The 16,613-nt window shown below is 39.4% G+C and carries 11 protein-coding genes and 1 rRNA gene; 7 read left to right on the top strand and 5 right to left on the bottom strand.

The features are described 5' to 3' along the window. Positions 1-11 precede the first annotated feature (11 nt). Entirely contained in the window at positions 12-3,098 is a 3,087-nt protein-coding gene (locus WNY98_RS16510) for a ligand-binding sensor domain-containing diguanylate cyclase (protein ID WP_024599859.1), read from the top strand. 41 nt (positions 3,099-3,139) lie between these two features. Here WNY98_RS16510 and WNY98_RS16505 read toward each other — a convergent pair whose 3' ends face one another. The 4 genes from WNY98_RS16505 to WNY98_RS16490 form a co-directional block, all read right to left on the bottom strand. Next, positions 3,140-5,251, bottom strand: coding sequence for a hypothetical protein (locus WNY98_RS16505; RefSeq protein WP_154903652.1), 2,112 nt, complete (start codon positions 5,249-5,251; stop codon positions 3,140-3,142). 200 nt (positions 5,252-5,451) lie between these two features. Beyond that, on the bottom strand, positions 5,452-7,314 hold the full coding sequence (gene dxs, locus WNY98_RS16500) for a 1-deoxy-D-xylulose-5-phosphate synthase (RefSeq protein WP_342878427.1): 1,863 nt from the start codon (positions 7,312-7,314) through the stop codon (positions 5,452-5,454). Between the two features lie 105 nt (positions 7,315-7,419). Continuing rightward, on the bottom strand, positions 7,420-8,307 hold the full coding sequence (gene ispA, locus WNY98_RS16495) for a (2E,6E)-farnesyl diphosphate synthase (RefSeq protein WP_024597198.1): 888 nt from the start codon (positions 8,305-8,307) through the stop codon (positions 7,420-7,422). A 2-nt stretch (positions 8,308-8,309) separates the two neighbouring features. Beyond that, positions 8,310-8,552, bottom strand: a complete 243-nt coding sequence (locus WNY98_RS16490; RefSeq protein WP_002961738.1) for an exodeoxyribonuclease VII small subunit — start codon at positions 8,550-8,552, stop codon at positions 8,310-8,312. Between the two features lie 321 nt (positions 8,553-8,873). Between WNY98_RS16490 and pomA the strand changes: the two genes are divergently transcribed. The 4 genes from pomA to WNY98_RS16470 all read left to right on the top strand — a co-directional run bounded on the left by pomA (position 8,874) and on the right by WNY98_RS16470 (position 13,269). Then, positions 8,874-9,641, top strand: coding sequence for a flagellar motor protein PomA (gene pomA / locus WNY98_RS16485; RefSeq protein ID WP_024597197.1), 768 nt, complete (start codon positions 8,874-8,876; stop codon positions 9,639-9,641). A gap of 2 nt (positions 9,642-9,643) precedes the next feature. After that, positions 9,644-10,564 (top strand): flagellar motor protein MotB, encoded by a 921-nt coding sequence (locus WNY98_RS16480; protein ID WP_024597196.1) that lies wholly within the window; start codon positions 9,644-9,646, stop codon positions 10,562-10,564. Between the two features lie 212 nt (positions 10,565-10,776). Beyond that, complete coding sequence (locus WNY98_RS16475; RefSeq protein WP_024599855.1) at positions 10,777-11,283, top strand: hypothetical protein; 507 nt, start codon at positions 10,777-10,779, stop codon at positions 11,281-11,283. A 45-nt stretch (positions 11,284-11,328) separates the two neighbouring features. Next, entirely contained in the window at positions 11,329-13,269 is a 1,941-nt protein-coding gene (locus tag WNY98_RS16470) for a DNA topoisomerase III (protein WP_342878426.1), read from the top strand. Between the two features lie 76 nt (positions 13,270-13,345). Here WNY98_RS16470 and WNY98_RS16465 read toward each other — a convergent pair whose 3' ends face one another. Continuing rightward, positions 13,346-14,656 carry an amidohydrolase gene (locus WNY98_RS16465; protein WP_182696308.1) on the bottom strand — a complete coding sequence of 437 codons (1,311 nt, stop codon included), beginning with the start codon at positions 14,654-14,656 and terminating at the stop codon, positions 13,346-13,348. 111 nt (positions 14,657-14,767) lie between these two features. Between WNY98_RS16465 and WNY98_RS16460 the strand changes: the two genes are divergently transcribed. Together WNY98_RS16460 and WNY98_RS16455 are read left to right on the top strand one after the other, a co-directional pair. Continuing rightward, complete coding sequence (locus tag WNY98_RS16460; RefSeq protein WP_182696307.1) at positions 14,768-15,625, top strand: tetratricopeptide repeat protein; 858 nt, start codon at positions 14,768-14,770, stop codon at positions 15,623-15,625. 923 nt (positions 15,626-16,548) lie between these two features. Continuing rightward, positions 16,549-16,613 (top strand): 16S ribosomal RNA (locus tag WNY98_RS16455); the annotation flags it as partial.

The following is a 16,613-nucleotide window of genomic DNA, read 5'->3' as shown; positions in this document are numbered from 1 at the left end:
GTGGCAGCAATATGATGCGATTTTTACTGGTTTGTGTACTGATGTTGTGCGCGACACCAAGTTGGGCTTCAATTACTGATTACGTAGTTAAGCAATGGAATATAAAAGATGGTTTACCTTCGCAATCGCTTAAAAGCGTAGTACAAGACCAGCAAGGATATATGTGGCTTGGTACTCAGTTTGGCTTAAGTCGTTTTGATGGTACAACATTTACAAACTACAATACGCAGAATAGCCCATTCTTGCCTAGTAATGGTATTAATAAACTTTTAGTCGATTCAAGTGGTTTGTTGTGGGTGGGTACCAAAAGTGGTTTAGTAGTTATTAATCCAGCCACATTTGCAGCGCAAGAGTTTAATATTAAAGGTCCAGTAAGAGATATTCTTGAGGACTCTAAAGGCAGCATATGGATTGCAGCCAATGGTTTGTACTATGTAGATAGAGGGCAAGTTGATTTACGCACTCAAGTAAATGGACCCCTACCTATTGTAAATGCTACCGTAATTACCCAAATTGTTGGCTCTGTTAGCCAAATGGCACTCTCTCCTGAAGGTATTTGGCTGGTTAACGATCGTCATTTATTACGCCTTACAAAAAATTCATCTGATTTTTCTAAACTACGTTTAGAACTTACCGCTAAAATATCGTTACCAGAGCGCTTAGCGCAAACCATAGTGCACGATTTATCATTCTTAAATGGTAATTTGTATATAGCCTCTGAGCTAGGTGCATACTTTTTAGATTTAGATGACGAACTAAGACCTTTTCCTTTACCTAATGCAAATAACTCAGCCGTTTATAAGTTTATGAGTGATACCGATGGTGGGTTGTGGGTCTCAACTTACGGGCGGTTATTGTTCAGAGATAAAACTGGTGAGTGGCAATGGGTAGAGCCAAGCCAACTTGATCAAAGCATATGGTTTGCTGATATTTTTAGAGATGATAAAAATAACGTTTGGTTAGCAAGTTTTAGTGAAGGCTTATGGCTTGCCCACGAAGGGCGAGTAGAAAGGCATTCAGCAGTTTCAAATATGACCGAATCTGTTATGGCTATTAGCCAAGCTCCCGATGGAAAACTGTGGGTTGCTAACAAAAGTGGCATTGGTTATTTCGATTTAGATAAAAGTTTTATTAATTTAGTTCCAAGTAGTAAATATGGATACGCGTCAGTACACGATCTCCAATTTGACGGTGAGCGATTATATATAGCCACGGGGCGCGGCTTATTTGTTTTTGAAAACAAGACTCTCTATACCGTCCCTGGTCGAGCGCTTCGCGATAACCCGGTATTTGCAATAAGTCGCTCTAGTAAAGGCGGTTTTTGGATTGGTACAGGACGTGGTTTATACCGATTAAATTATGCTGGTTTAACGCCTTTTGCATATAACGCTTTTTTAGGTAGTAAGTTTATTACCTACGTATTGGATAAAACAAATTTTGGTGTGATTGGTACTAGTAAAGGCGCATATTACTTTACAGACCGTGGCATTGAAAAAATTGGTGACCAAACAACACTTGAAAGTGCATACGTAACTAGCGTGCTACATATAGATGGCGTGGGTATTTTAATTGGCTCTCTTAACGATGGGCTTTTTTACAGAAGTACACAAGGGCAGTGGCGCCAACTCGATGCAGCTAATGGTTTACCGTATGGTTCTATATTCAGCCTAGAATATGATGAAAAGTTAAAACATGTTTGGGTAAGCACCATGAAAGGTGTTTACAGAATGCCTGTAGCGCAATTTAAAACAGAGATAAAAAGCTTAAAAGTTGAAGAAGTAATTTCATCTTTTGACCGCCAACTCGATGGTAAAGCGAATCAATGTTGTAGTGGACTAGGGCATGATGCAGTAGCTGACACTGGCAATTCTATTTGGTATCCAAGCTTACAAGGTGTTGTTGAAATCCCTAAAAATGTAGAGCTATTTGGCGTGCTGGCATTAAAGCCAACAATAGAAACAATAACAACACCACTTCGTCATTTAACCACCGCTGCACTTGGTAAAAAACCTTCATTAGAGACAGACGAACGTGATATAACGCTTACTTACACTGCTATTGATTACTATGCACCAAACAGTATTGAATTTAGATATAAACTAAGTGGCTTAGATAGTGACTGGCGCTATGCTAATACTCGACGTGAAGCTATTTATACTAATTTACCTCCAGGTTCGTTTTTGTTTCAATTAGAAGCAAAACGCCAGGGTGAAGACTGGGCTAAAGCACAAGAGGTAGAGTACGGTTTTGTAGTGCCTGAGCGCTTTGATGAAACCATTTACTTTAGGCTTTTAATTACTAGTGGCTTTATTTTACTTTTTTATCTCATTTTTTGGGTGTTTAGAGCGCAAGAGCGCAGAAAACAAGAAGCATTAGAGGGCTTGATCACCGAGCGTACCCTAGAGCTTCGTCAAGCTAATGATAAATTAGGCCAAGTGAATTCACAGCTTAAATTAGTTAGTCACTCAGATGAGCTAACAGGGCTACGTAGCCGCCGCTTTTTGTTTGATCAACTCCCTAAAGATATTGAACACTTTCAACGTAATTCACAATCGCTGCAGGCACAAGGCAAGTCACTCGTGTTGGTAATTATTAACTTTGATAACTTCAGTCGTATTAACGATGCCTACGGCCCAATTGCTGGTGATAGCTGCTTACAACAAATGGCTGCATTATTAAATTCACGTACGCAGGGCTCTGACTATGTGGCGCGTTGGAGTGGTGATGAGTTTTTACTATTATTACGTGACTTCAAATGCAATAAAATAGACAGCTATGCAGCGGATCTTTGTAAAGTAATCGCGGCTAATTCATTCCAATTACCAAATGGAAAAACAACTAATATTACAGCTTCAATTGGATGGTCATTCTATCCGTTACCACTTCTAGGTGGGCAGGTAATTAGTTGGGAGACATCTATTAACCTAGCGGATATTTCACTGCACCAAGTAAAAAAACGCGGTGGTGATGGTGTTGCAAACATTACGTTTGATGATCAGCTCGATGCATTTGAGTTTGAACAAAACTCTAATGTTGATCAGCAATTAGGTATTTTACAAAGTAATGGCTTGGCAGATATAAAAGTGTGGATGCGATAATGCCCGACCAAGGTTATTGGTCAGGCATGGTGAGGTTAACTCTATTTGTTAAGCCAAGCTGGTAATATTGCAATCGACTCAGGGGCTGTAAATGCCGTACTGGTATCGGCGCTTATATCACCGCCTGCACTGCTTAAAATATTATTAAATCGCATAACCACATTATTTGACTTCTCAGCTACGTATAAATCTGTTCCGGTATACATAATATCAACTGGGTTACCCAGTAGGGTATTTGGACCGCTAATAGTGGTACTTATGTTTACCAAGCCCGATGCAGTTGCTACGTTATTCAATACGTATATTTTGCCATCATCAGCAACTGCTGCGCTACCAACATCAGAGAGTATTAGCGAGCCACTTAGCGAGTCGTAGTCGATGCCGTGCATGTTGCTTGGTGCTGCTACTGCTGTACCTGCATTTGCTGGCGTTATAAGCCTATCCTCAACTGCAATATTAGTACTACCAGCCATTAGTTTGCTTTTAACTTCGTCAAATACAGCAACGGTTCCATTTGTTAGTGCTACAAAAGCTCGATCAGTGTTTGCATCGTAATCAACATCCCAAGGGCGAGCATCGTTTGCAAACGTAAGCGTCATTAATGGGCTTGCATCCCCTGTGGTGCAAGTTGAAAATATTGAAATGCTTGGAGTATCTGCATTATTTTCTGCAACTAAAATCATACCGCTATCAGAAGCCACATCAAGACCTTTAGGAGATATAAGGCCTGTATTCGAACCAGTAATAATGCTGTCTTGGTTCGTATTATAAGTTTGCCCATCTCTGTTTATTGCCACTTTATTTGAAATAACAATACCGCCAATTGAGGTTGTACTGTTATCGAACGTTGTATAACTATTACCCGCTTTATCAAAAGTTACACTTTCGATAGTTTGACTTGCATTATAGTTGCCAATTTCTGTGTTAAGTTGTGAACTTAATCGACTAATTTGCCCAGTTGTTTCACCTGCAGTGCCCGGATTACTACTTACAGCAACACCTAGCAGCGCCATATTAGCGGTATCACTATCTGAAATATCAGCCATCTCATTTTGTATACCCAGTTTAGTAATTGACTCAGGTTTAATTGTTGAGGTAACTAAATCAGGAGTGATATCGCCGCTCTCACCTGAAAATATATTGCTGAACACAAGAACAGCATCATTTGATTTTTCAGCTACACGTAAGTCACTACCTTCAAGGCTAATATCAACTGGGTTACCAAGCATTGTTGCTGGACCGGCAATACTTCGTGCAACGCTTACTAAGCCCTCTGCAGTTGAAGCATTATTAATTACAAATAACGAACCATCGGTTGCGTCTGAGGCACTCCCTACATCAGACAAAACAAGTTTATTAGTATTTGAGTCATAAACAATGCCGTGAATATTTACAGATATTTGCGTGCCATCATTATTACTTGGAGTAATTGTGCGGCTTGGCATTGCGGCAAATTCACCACCAACAAAATTATCATAAACGGCTACATCACCATTTGTTAGTGCTACATAAAGGCGGTCGTTAGATTCATCATAATCAACATCCCACGGCGCCGCTTCTGTAATAGTTGTGCCTAAAGGCGCTGCATCGCCCGCGGCTGTAGCGCCAAAAGTCGTTACTTGCATAGCGCCAAAGTCAGCAATAAAAACAAGGCCACTCTTTTGTGCTACAGCTATTCCTTTAGGGTTTACCAGTGTTGTGTTAGTACCTGTTATTTCGCGATCTGTATTAGCTGTATAGGTTGCGCCGTCACTACGATTTGCAAGCTGGCAAATAGTTTTAATACTGCCATTTTCGCTGTCGCTTGCTTGCAATAAATTACCTAAGCTATCAAATGCAACGCCTTCGTTAGCTGTTGTATTAAAGGTTTTTAGTTTAGAGGCGTTTTGGTTAATTAAATCGATAGTGCCTGTATTGCTCTCGCCATTGTTTGCCAAAATTAATGTGGCTGATGCAAAACCAGGGTTGCCATTTGTACCGTCGGTACCGTTTTGTCCATCGGTGCCTGCAATACCATCTACGCCGTTTTCACCATCGTCTGAGCTACAGCCTGTAATGCCGATTAATACTGCAAGTGTTAAAGCTGAAAAACTAAGCGTGTGTTTAAGTGTGTTTTTTTGTGTTGAATGAGTTGTTAAATTAGCTTTATTCATCATTTTTACCTTTTAAATATTCCATCAAATGTAGGTAAATAACGCGCTTGCTCATAAGGCATAGACTAAGCGGCACCGATTATTTACATGTTAACCTCATATCAATAACGGCTATAAAATGAAACTGGATGCAAAAAAGTTAAAATTAAAAACAAAAAAGGGAGCCTTGAGGCTCCTTTTTAATAAACTAAGTAAATAGCTTAAGCGATAAACGCCTTAATAGCGTTTAATATTCCTTGCTCGCCTAATCCCATTTCATCGTGCATTTCATCTTGCGTGCCGTGTTTAATAAACTCATCAGGAATACCTAAGTTAAGGATATTAATATCAGCTTTTTGCGTTGCCAAGTATTCATTAACTGCAGAGCCGGCACCGCCAGCAATCGCGTTATCTTCAAGCGTAACAAAGGTATCGTGGCTAGTAGCAAGCTCATTTAAAAGTGCAGTATCAAGTGGTTTAATAAAACGCATATTAACAAGCGTTGCATCTAATTCGTTAGCTGCAAGCTGGGCGTTTTCAAGTAATGTACCGAACGATAAAATGGCAATTTTACTGCCTTTCTTAATTGTATCTGCCTTACCTATTTCAAGCAGTTGCATGGTGCTGTCAATGTCTGCAGTACCTGCGCTACCTCGAGGGTAACGAACTGCAACAGGGCAGTTTTCTTTATAACCGGTGTATAGCATTTGGCGGCATTCGTTGGTGTCGCTTGGTGCCATAATTACCATATTTGGAATACAGCGCATAAAGCTTAAATCGTACGCACCTTGGTGAGTTTCACCATCGGCTCCAACAATACCAGCGCGGTCAATGGCAAATAATACAGGTAAGTTTTGCAGTGCAACATCATGTATTAATTGGTCATACGCACGTTGTAAAAAGCTCGAGTAAATAGCAACAACAGGTTTTAAACCTTCACAAGCAAAACCAGCTGCTAAAGTAACAGCATGCTGCTCTGCAATGGCCACATCAAAGTATTGATCTGGAAACTCTTTAGAAAAACGTACCATGCCAGAGCCTTCGCGCATTGCTGGCGTAATAGCCATTAACTTGCTGTCTTGCTTTGCCATGTCGCATAACCAATCGCCGAAAACTTTTGAAAAAGTAGCAGCGCTAGGTTTAGATTTAGGCAGGCTAGTTGTGCTCGGATCGAATTTTGGTACACCATGGTAGCCAATAGGATCGGCTTCAGCCGGTTTGTAGCCCTTACCTTTTTGCGTTTTTATATGTAAAAGCTGTGGGCCTTTTAAATTACGCATATTACGCAATGTATCTACAAGCATGTTTACATCGTGACCATCAATTGGGCCTATGTAATTTAGGCCTAATTCTTCAAAGAAGGTCCCCGGGATCATCATGCCCTTAATGTGCTCTTCCATTTTACTGGCAAGTTGCTTTACCGGAGGCACACCTGAGAGTAACTTTTTACTGCCTTCACGAATGTTAGTATAAAAGCTACCTGATAAAATTCGGGCAAAGTGATTTGTTAATGCGCCAACATTTTCTGAAATCGACATTTCGTTATCATTTAAAATAATAAGCATGTCTGATTTTACATCGCCTAAATGATTCATCGCTTCAAATGCCATGCCTGCGGTGATAGCTCCGTCACCAATAATGGCTACAGATTTTCGACCTTTGCCTTCTTTTTGGGCGGCAATAGACATACCTAAGGCAGCTGAAATAGAGGTGCTTGAATGACCTACGCTAAACGTATCGTATTGGCTTTCATCGCGAAAAGGAAAAGGGTGCAAACCGTCTTTTTGGCGAATAGTGTGCATTTGGTCGCGACGACCTGTAAGGATTTTATGTGGATAAGCTTGGTGACCCACATCCCAAACTAGGCGATCGTCTGGAGTGTTATAAACATAATGTAGCGCAACGGTTAGTTCAACCGTCCCTAAACCAGACGCTAGATGACCGCTACTTTGCGATACTGAGTTGAGTAAATAATCGCGCAGCTCATTGCTAAATGCAGGGAGTTTGTCTTGCGCTAAGTCACGCAATTGGGCTGGCTCGTCAACCAAATTAAGTAATGGATACTTGCTACTATCAAGTGTCATGGTTTTATATATATCCTTCGCTAACATTAATTCATTCAAAGCTTTTACGAATAATTAATGTTGAGTAATAATGTCAGTGCTAATTGCAATACGTATGAGCAAAAATTAGTGGTCACGCTCAATTAGGTAATTTGCTAGCGACGCAAGAAGTGTTGTGTCAGCATCTATATTTGCCAACGCTTCATGGGCTTGTTGTATTAAATTTTGCGCCTTTTCTTTAGCGCCTAGCATACCTAATAACGCCGGATATGTCGCTTTATTCGCGGCAATATCGGAGCCTTGTGGTTTACCTAAAGTAACCGTATCGCCTTCAACATCTAAAATGTCGTCGTGTACTTGAAACGCCAGCCCTATAGCATACCCAAAAATGCTTAAATTTTCTAAGGTTTGTTGATCTGCCTTTTCACTGCACAGTGCACCAAGTGTAATTGCACAATTAATTAAAGCTCCGGTTTTTAGCTTATGTATTCGCTCAAGCTCTTGTACGGTAATTACTTTATCTGTTGCTGCTATGTCAAGACCTTGTCCGCCTACCATGCCCTCAAGGCCTGATGCGTTGGCAAGCGTAGCAATCATTTTTACTTGTGTTTGCGACGAGCATGTAAATTTGTGATTCGCAATAAGCTCAAAGGCGAGTGTTTGTAGGGCATCACCGGCTAAAATTGCATTTGCCTCGCCAAATTCTATGTGGCAAGTAGGGCGGCCACGGCGTAAGTCGTCATCGTCCATAGCGGGCAAATCATCATGAACTAGCGAATAGCTATGGATACACTCAATTGCAGCTGCAAGTACATGTAAGTCTTGCTGGTTTGCACCGAGCATTTTACCTGTGGCATAAACTAAAAATGGACGTAATCTTTTACCGCCATTAAATAATCCATACTGGGTGGCGTTCTTGACTGTTTCTTCAGTATCGAGAGGCTGTTTAAAATGCTGTTGTAAGGTCGCTACTACATCTTTTTGAGCACGTTCGATATAATTATTTATGCTCACAGCTATTCCATATCATTATCAAAATTCGTAAGAACTGACTTTTCGCCATTCCCCATCAAAATTGATACTTTTTGTTCTGCTTGCTGTAATTTACCTGATGAAGCACTTGCTAATGCAATTCCACGCTCAAATTGCTTTAACGATTGCTCAAGCGATAAGTCACCTTGTTCCATGTCACTAACGATTGTAGATAATTCTTCTAGTGCTTGTTCGAAACTTAAGTTTTCAGGTTTTTTAGTCGCCATCTTTATTTCAGCTTACATAATAAATTTAGGGGTCAATTTTAGGGGGAATGCTAAACTAGGTCAAAGGATGATATTGGTTTTTTACCTTTATAACGTTAAATTATATTTCAAGTGTATTAATAAAGCCTTAATAGCGGTCTGTTAGTTTAATAAATCAATTGATAATTAGGTAGCCCTTATAACTTGATCTAAAATAGTGCTAAAGGCTGCTTTTTATGTTTATTTATAAAAATGGCTTAAGCAATTCAATATGTTGCCGATAAGCAGTTAATAATAAAAGTTTATGATAAGGCCATTAAGCATGAAACTTCTGGAGGAAATGTGGATTTAGCAACCATAATCGGGATCCTAGGCGCAATTGGCTTAATTGTCATGTCTATGTTTATGAGTAGTAGCGGTGAAATGGCTATGTTTGCCGATGCTCCTTCTAGTGTAATTGTATTTGGTGGTTCACTTTTCATTGTTTTATCAAATTTCACCATGTCGCAGTTTTTGGGGATAGGTAAAGTTGTTGCTAAAGCGTTTATGTTTAAAATTGAAACGCCAGAAGAACTTATTGAAAAAGCTGTAGAGCTTGCTGATTCAGCTCGTAAAGGAGGCTTTTTAGCACTCGAAGAAGCTGAAATCCCAAATCCATTTATGCGCAAAGGCGTCGACATGCTTGTTGATGGACATGATGCAGATGTAGTTCGCGCTACACTTCAAAAAGATATTTCTCTAACCACGACTCGCCATGAAATGGGCGCAGGTTTATTTAAGTCATTAGCCGATATAGCACCAGCAATGGGAATGATTGGCACCCTAATCGGCTTAGTTGCAATGTTATCTAACATGGATGACCCAAAAGCAATTGGCCCGGCAATGGCGGTAGCACTATTAACAACTTTATATGGCGCGTTTTTAGCTAATGTTGTAGCAATCCCAATTCAGGTAAAACTTGAACTGCGTAAAGACGAAGAAGCTATGAATCAACGTTTAATTTTAGATGCTATTTTAGGTATTCAAGATGGTCAAAATCCAAAAGTAATCGAAGGTATTTTGAAAAATTACTTAGCTGAATCTAAGCGCAAAGTAGATACCGAGGAGTAACTATGTCTGATCAAGAGTGCAAATGTCCACCACCAGGCTTACCTGCATGGATGGGAACTTTTGCCGATTTAATGTCATTATTAATGTGCTTCTTTGTACTCTTGCTTGCGTTTTCAGAAATGGATGTACTTAAATTTAAACAAATAGCAGGCTCAATGAAGTTTGCTTTTGGTGTACAGAATAAAATTGAAGTAAAAGATATCCCCAAAGGCACATCTGTTATTGCCATGGAGTTTACCCCAGGTAAACCAGAACCAACCCCAATAGAAACCATTCAGCAACAAACTGTAGAAATGACCCAGCAAATGCTTGAATTTCAAGCGGGTGATGAAAGCTCCGCTGGTGGTAGGCAAGAGCAGCGAGGAGATAAAAGAGGGGGGGAATCTCGTAGCACATCGCAAGAACAATCGTCAGAGCAAGCAACTTCAGCGGCCGATCAAGAGCAAACAAATGAGTTAGTTAAAAAAATAGCGCAACAACTCGAAAAGCAAATTATAGATGGTGCAATAGAGCTTGAATCTTTAGGGCAGCAAATTATTATTCGTATTCGTGAAAATGGTTCATTTCCCTCAGGGAGTGCGTTTTTACAACCTAAGTTTAAACCTATTATTCAAGATATTGGTGTGCTGTTAAAGGATGTACCTGGTGAAATTACTGTTTCGGGACATACCGACGATTTTCAGGTTTCAAATGAGTTATATATTAATAATTGGGACTTATCGTCAAAGCGTGCTGTAGCAGTAGCAAGCGAACTGCAAACAGTGCAAGGGTTTGATAAAAATCGGATGATGGTAGTAGGGCGCGCTGATACTCGTCCACTTGTTCCAAACGATTCAAATGAAGATCGCCGAAGAAACCGTCGAGTAGAAATATCAATCCTGCAAGGTAAGGCTAAAGAGTCTGCTCCTATTGATGTGCGCTAAGTTATTGCTTGTGTTATATTTCACTATGTTTGTTTTAATTTAAGGTACTTAATTGCCTTAAGTATCTTGGCAATTTCATCATTTTAGCTTACAGTACATTTCCTTAACATATGTAATGGAGTGCCTGTGAAAATAATCAATAAATATTGCGACATGCCGGGTAATGGTGATGGTAGTGATGACGATAAAAAAACAAAATAGGGCAGAGTATTTTGCCTGAATGGTTTTTATATATTGTTAGTATTTTAAGCAAAAGCTGGGTTTTAATGCTAAGTCCGGCTATTTTTATATTTTTTGTATTTAAAGATCGCCTAGCCTTTCGATTTGTATTACTTACCGCAGCTTTTTTCCTCTTTGGTAACCTAACTGCTTCAAGCCTACGAGCGTTTGATGACATTTATATTTATCGTTATTTAGTTTGGGCGATCACAGATATTATTTGGATGGCACTTATAGCTTACTGGGGTATAAAGGATAAAGTTTATTTATGGCAATGTGTTATTGGGCAACTAGTTGTTATTGGCGCACCTATATTACAACTATTCCGATTAGTTGATCGCCATTTGTGGGATTTAGCTTACAGTACCGTTATTTATCAGACCCTAATGCCATTTATCAATATTGCCACGGTGGTTGTATGCTATTTACCTTTAATTATCCTTTTCACTAAGCAAGGTAGTGTAAGGTCAAAAATAGAAAACTCCCCACCTTCAAAATAGCTGTGCTAAACTACTGTTTATATAAACAGTGAGTGAGCGACTCCCATGAAACTCTACATTGCAGAAAAACCATCACTAGGCAGAGCAATTGCTGATGCCTTACCAAAACCACATAAAAAACATGATGGTTATATAGAAGTCGCTAATGGCGATTGTGTATCGTGGTGTATTGGGCATTTGCTAGAACAAGCAGAACCCGATGACTATGATGAGCGCTTTAAAAAATGGCAGTTTGAACACTTACCTATAATACCTGAACAGTGGAAGTTAAAAGCCAAAACCAAAACTCGCAAACAGCTCACTGTTTTAAAAAAATTAATTAAACAGGCCTCGCAACTTATTCACGCTGGCGATCCAGACCGTGAAGGCCAGCTACTAGTCGATCAAGTAATAGAAGAAGCCAAAATAAGTCAGGCTAAAAAGCAGAGTACGCAACGTTTACTCATTAGTGATTTAAATTTGTCCGCAGTAAAAAAATCACTGGGTACTATGCGTTCTAATCGAGATTTTATTCCGTTAAGTGTATCTGCTTTAGCGCGCTCCCGTGCTGATTGGCTATTTGGTATGAATTTAACGCGTGCATATACGTTAGCAGGGCAAAAAGCAGGGTTTGGTAATGTACTTTCGGTAGGGCGAGTACAAACCCCTATTTTAGGTCTTGTTGTTAATAGAGATAACGAAATAGCACACTTTGTGTCTAAGCCTTTTTACGATGTATTAGCGCATTTGCTTACTGCAGATAAACAACCTTTCGCTGCTAAGTGGATCCCTAGTAAAGCATGTGAGCCACACCAAGATGAAGAAGGGCGAATACTTAATAAAGCACTTGCAGAAAATGTTGCATCACGTATTACAAAGCAAAATGCTGAGCTTACGGCACTTGAGCAAAAACAAAAAAAGCAGAGTGCACCGTTGGCATATAACTTATCTGCTCTACAAATAGATGCAGCTAAAGCATTTGGTATGCCTGCTCAAAAAGTGTTGGATATTTGCCAAATACTTTACGAACGTCATAAATTAATAACTTACCCGCGTTCAGATAATCGTTATTTACCCAAAGATCACCATCAAGAAGCTTCTGCTATTTTTAAGGCAATAATTGCTAATGGTGGGCAAAGTAGTGAATTAGTAAATGGGGCTGATGTAAAAAAGCGTAGTAAATGTTTTAACGATTCAAAAGTGGCTGCGCATCATGCCATTGTGCCAACGACTAAACAGTTAAAGTCAGTGAGTTTGAGCGGTGACGAAGCGAAGGTATATCAATTAATAAGCCGCCATTACTTAATTCAGTTTTATCCCGACTATATATATAACGAAACTAAAGCAGAGATAACAATTGCTGGCGGATTATTTAAAGCAAATGCAAAACAAGATGTAAGCTTAGGCTTTAAGGTATTAATGGGTAAGTCTGAATTAAAAGATGAAGCTACGTTACCTCCTTTAACAAAAGGTATGTCTCTTTTTTGTGAGCAAGGCGAAGTAGTCGAAAAGCATACATCACCCCCTGCTTATTTTACCGATGCTACATTATTGGCTGCGATGACGGGCATTAGCCGTTACGTTAAAGATCCACAAATTAAAAAAGTATTAAAAGACACAGATGGTTTAGGTACGGAGGCAACACGTGCGGGAATAATTGAGTTGCTATTTAAACGGCGTTTTTTAAAGCGTGAAGGTAAGTCAATTAGAGCGACCGAAACAGGGCTTGCACTTATTAGCGTATTACCGCAAGGTTTAGCGAGTCCTGATTTAACCGCAAAGTGGGAATCGAGTTTAGGTGATATTGCGCAGCAAGTAATGAGTTATCAGCAATTTTTGCAACCGTTACTGGCTGATCTAAATGGGTTTGTACAATTAGCAGCAAACTGTGATAACAATGCATTTGCAAGGTTGCCAAAAACCTCACCTAAAAAACGTTTTGCTAAACGAGGTGGAAAAGCGACCTTTAAAAAGTCGAGTTATAAAAAAAGCTCTGTTGCTAGTTAGCAACAGAGCTTTTTTATTAAACCATATTACTTAACCTGAACTCTGTTTGAGATAGATTTATTATCCAGAATTCAGGTTATTTATTAAATAAAGCAACAGCAGCGTTACTCATTGCTTTTATTCCAGTAGGAATAGCAACTTTATAATCTGGTGCAAATTTACTAGAGTGTAGAGAAGGGAGTACCTCAGCTGTTTTTATTGAATCTGCATATTGTGCTTGGTTTACGCCTCCTAGCCAAAAGAGGGTGATAGGGATATTTTCATCGGTGCGCCCGTATAGGCCAAAATCTTCACCCGCCATTACAGCTTGTGTTTCAAGTACATTAGTATCGCCAATTGCGCTGGCAATAGAATTTCTAACAATGTCTGTTTGTGCAGGGTTATTATAAGTAGATGGAATCGATTCATCTTCATGTACATATACTACAGGGTAGTTTGATTCATCCAATCCAGCGCTTTGTGCTATCCCAGCTGTAATACGTTTGATAGCAGCTATTTGAGCGCTTCTTACATCGGGGTTATAGCTTCTAAGAGTGAGTTGTAGTTTTACTTCATCCGAAATCACATTATGTTTTGAACCACCATGAATAGACCCCACTGTAATAACAGAAGGCTCAAGCGGTGAAAGCTCTCGGCTTGTGATTGTTTGCAAAGCAAGTACAGTGCGTGCAGCTATAACCACTGGGTCTATAGTTGTATGCGGATAAGCACCATGACCACCTTTACCTTTAATTGTAATATCGACAGAATCTACACTTGCCATCGTGTATTCATTTTTCATTGATACCTTACCAGCGGGGACGCTAGCGCTTACATGTAAAGCAATTATATGATCAGGTTTTGCAAATTTACTAAATAGTCCTTCGCTTAACATCGCTTTAGCACCCCCACCTACTTCTTCTGCAGGCTGTGCAACCATCATTAATGTACCTTGCCACTGTTTTTTATGAGCAATTAACTGCTCTGCAGTTCCAATAAAAGAGCTCATGTGGATATCGTGGCCACAGCCGTGCATTACACCTACTTTTGCACCGTGCTCATCTATTACTTTGACTTTTGAGGCATAGGATTTTCCTGTTTGCTCAATAATAGGTAAGCCATCAGTATCAGTGCGGATCATTACTGTCGGCCCCTCACCATTTTTATAAATACCAACTACACCAAAGCCACCTACATTACTTGTTACTTTAAAACCCAGCTGAGTTAATCTATCTGCTATCTTTTTACCTGTTTTTTGTTCGTGATAAGAAAGCTCTGGGGATTGGTGTAAGTCGAGGTAAAACTTTTCAATAGCTGGCATGGCTTTGCTTAAATTCAAATCGAGTCCATTTGCTTGTACTAATGGGCTTGCTAATAAAAGTATTGCACTTAGGTAAGTTAATTTCATATTTTCCCTTATTGTTGAATATGTATACCGAGTGATTTAGGTATATGACTTGTAATTATTATGTTCACCACCATATAAAAACCTAAATAGACGAATATGGCAATCAATTCAATGAGCAACATAGTTAGTATTAATGCGCAAAACCTTCAACAAGTACTCGGTGAAACATCACAACAAAAATTGGTGTTGCTTAACTTTTTCTCTCCTCAAAGTCCTGACTGCATTGGACAGGCTGCAATTTTAGATAAAGTAGCAGCAGAATATGCAAGCTATATAGTAGTAGCAAACTTAGATTGCGATGCAGAACAAGCACTCGCTTCTCAACTTGCGCAACAAGTTGGTCTGCAAACACTGCCTACGCTTGTATTATTAAAAGACTCCGCACCAGTAGATTTACTTGCAGGTGTTCAAAGCGAAGCACAAATACGCGAATCCCTAGCAAAGCATTTACCTGCGCAACAAGACTTACTATTAGAGCAAGCAAAGCAAGCGTTATTAAAGTCAGATTTAAATGCTGCATTTAATTATGCAAAGCAAGCTTATGAAATAGACAGCGGTAATGCACGTATCAAGTTAGTGCTAGCAGACATATGTATTCAAATTCACAAGGTAGATGAAGCGCAAGCGCTTATAAATACAATAGATGCACAAGAGCAAGATGCTTACTTTAATAATATAAAAGCAAAATGCGAAGCCGCGCTTGAAGCAAAAGATTCACCAGAGATTAAAGAAAAGCAACAACAAGTAGAAAAGTATCCAAATGACTTAGAATTAAAAGAAGAGCTCAGTATTTTACTTAATGAAGCAGGCAGAAAAGAAGAAGCATTGGATGTACTGTTTACAGTTCTACAAAAAGATCTGAACTTCAACGAAGCAAAACCAAGCTTTTTAGCCATTATTGCCTCTTTACCTGATGGCGACGCACTCGCAGCTAAGTATCGTCGCAAGTTATATAGTATTTTATACTAGGGTCTGTTGCTCTTTGCGGATTAAAATTTGTTCAAACTAGGGGGTGTTTAATCGCGGCGCGAGATTTGTAACCTAGTGGGCTAAGTAAAAACCGAGTAACAAAGAGTAAATAGCCCCTAGGAAGAACCCTTTGGGCAGCGCCTGTTTGGCATTAATGCTACGTTATCGCCTATTTATGGGGAGTAACCACACTACATAGGCTCTGCCTTGCCTGAATACCAAACAGGCTGCTGCAAATTTAACCTTGAAAGATAAACAGACCCTAGATTCTAATAACTATTACTTTTGAGAAGCACCTAAATAAGGTGCTTTTTGCATTTTTAAGGTTTTAATTAATAGCTTTAGTATGGTTTAGCTATGTAAAAACAAGAGTTATCAACAGGGTTTAGTGGGTAACTTGTGTTTATCGTGTGTGTTTGCTTGGGGCTTAATTTTAATTACTATTTTATGCAAATAACGCTTGCGTAAAATCCGCCGCTCCCTATAATGCGACCCCACTGAGACGGGAAACGCCGAAGCATAGCAAGGCAGCAACTACTCAGGGAGTTAAATAAAACTTCGGTTTTAAATCTTCTAAAAAGAAAGTTTAAAACAAAGTGTTGACTCGAAAAATAAAGGGTGTATTATTCGCATCCCTTGAGACGCTAAAGCGACTCAAAACGTTCTTTAACAATATAAAGCAATCATCTGTGTGGGCACTCGTACAGATTGAGTTCTAACAGCCGAGCTACTTAGGTAGCGAGGCAAACAAATTAGAGTCTCAATTGAAACTGAGTGACCATATGTTATTAAAAGATTCAGCCTTGAGCTGTTTTGATTTTACTTTTTTTAAAAGTGAAAATAATAACGCACAGTCAATTCGTTTTTGGCAACAAAAACAAAAATTCAGAATTCATTGAGCTGTCGAAAGGCATAAAACTTTTTAATTGAAGAGTTTGATCATGGCTCAGATTGAACGCTGGCGGCAGGCCTAACACATGCAAGTCGA

Source organism: Pseudoalteromonas sp. AS71 (genome assembly GCF_038900275.1).
Classification (GTDB): Bacteria; Pseudomonadota; Gammaproteobacteria; order Enterobacterales; family Alteromonadaceae; genus Pseudoalteromonas.
This window is presented reverse-complemented; position numbering and strand designations above follow the sequence as displayed.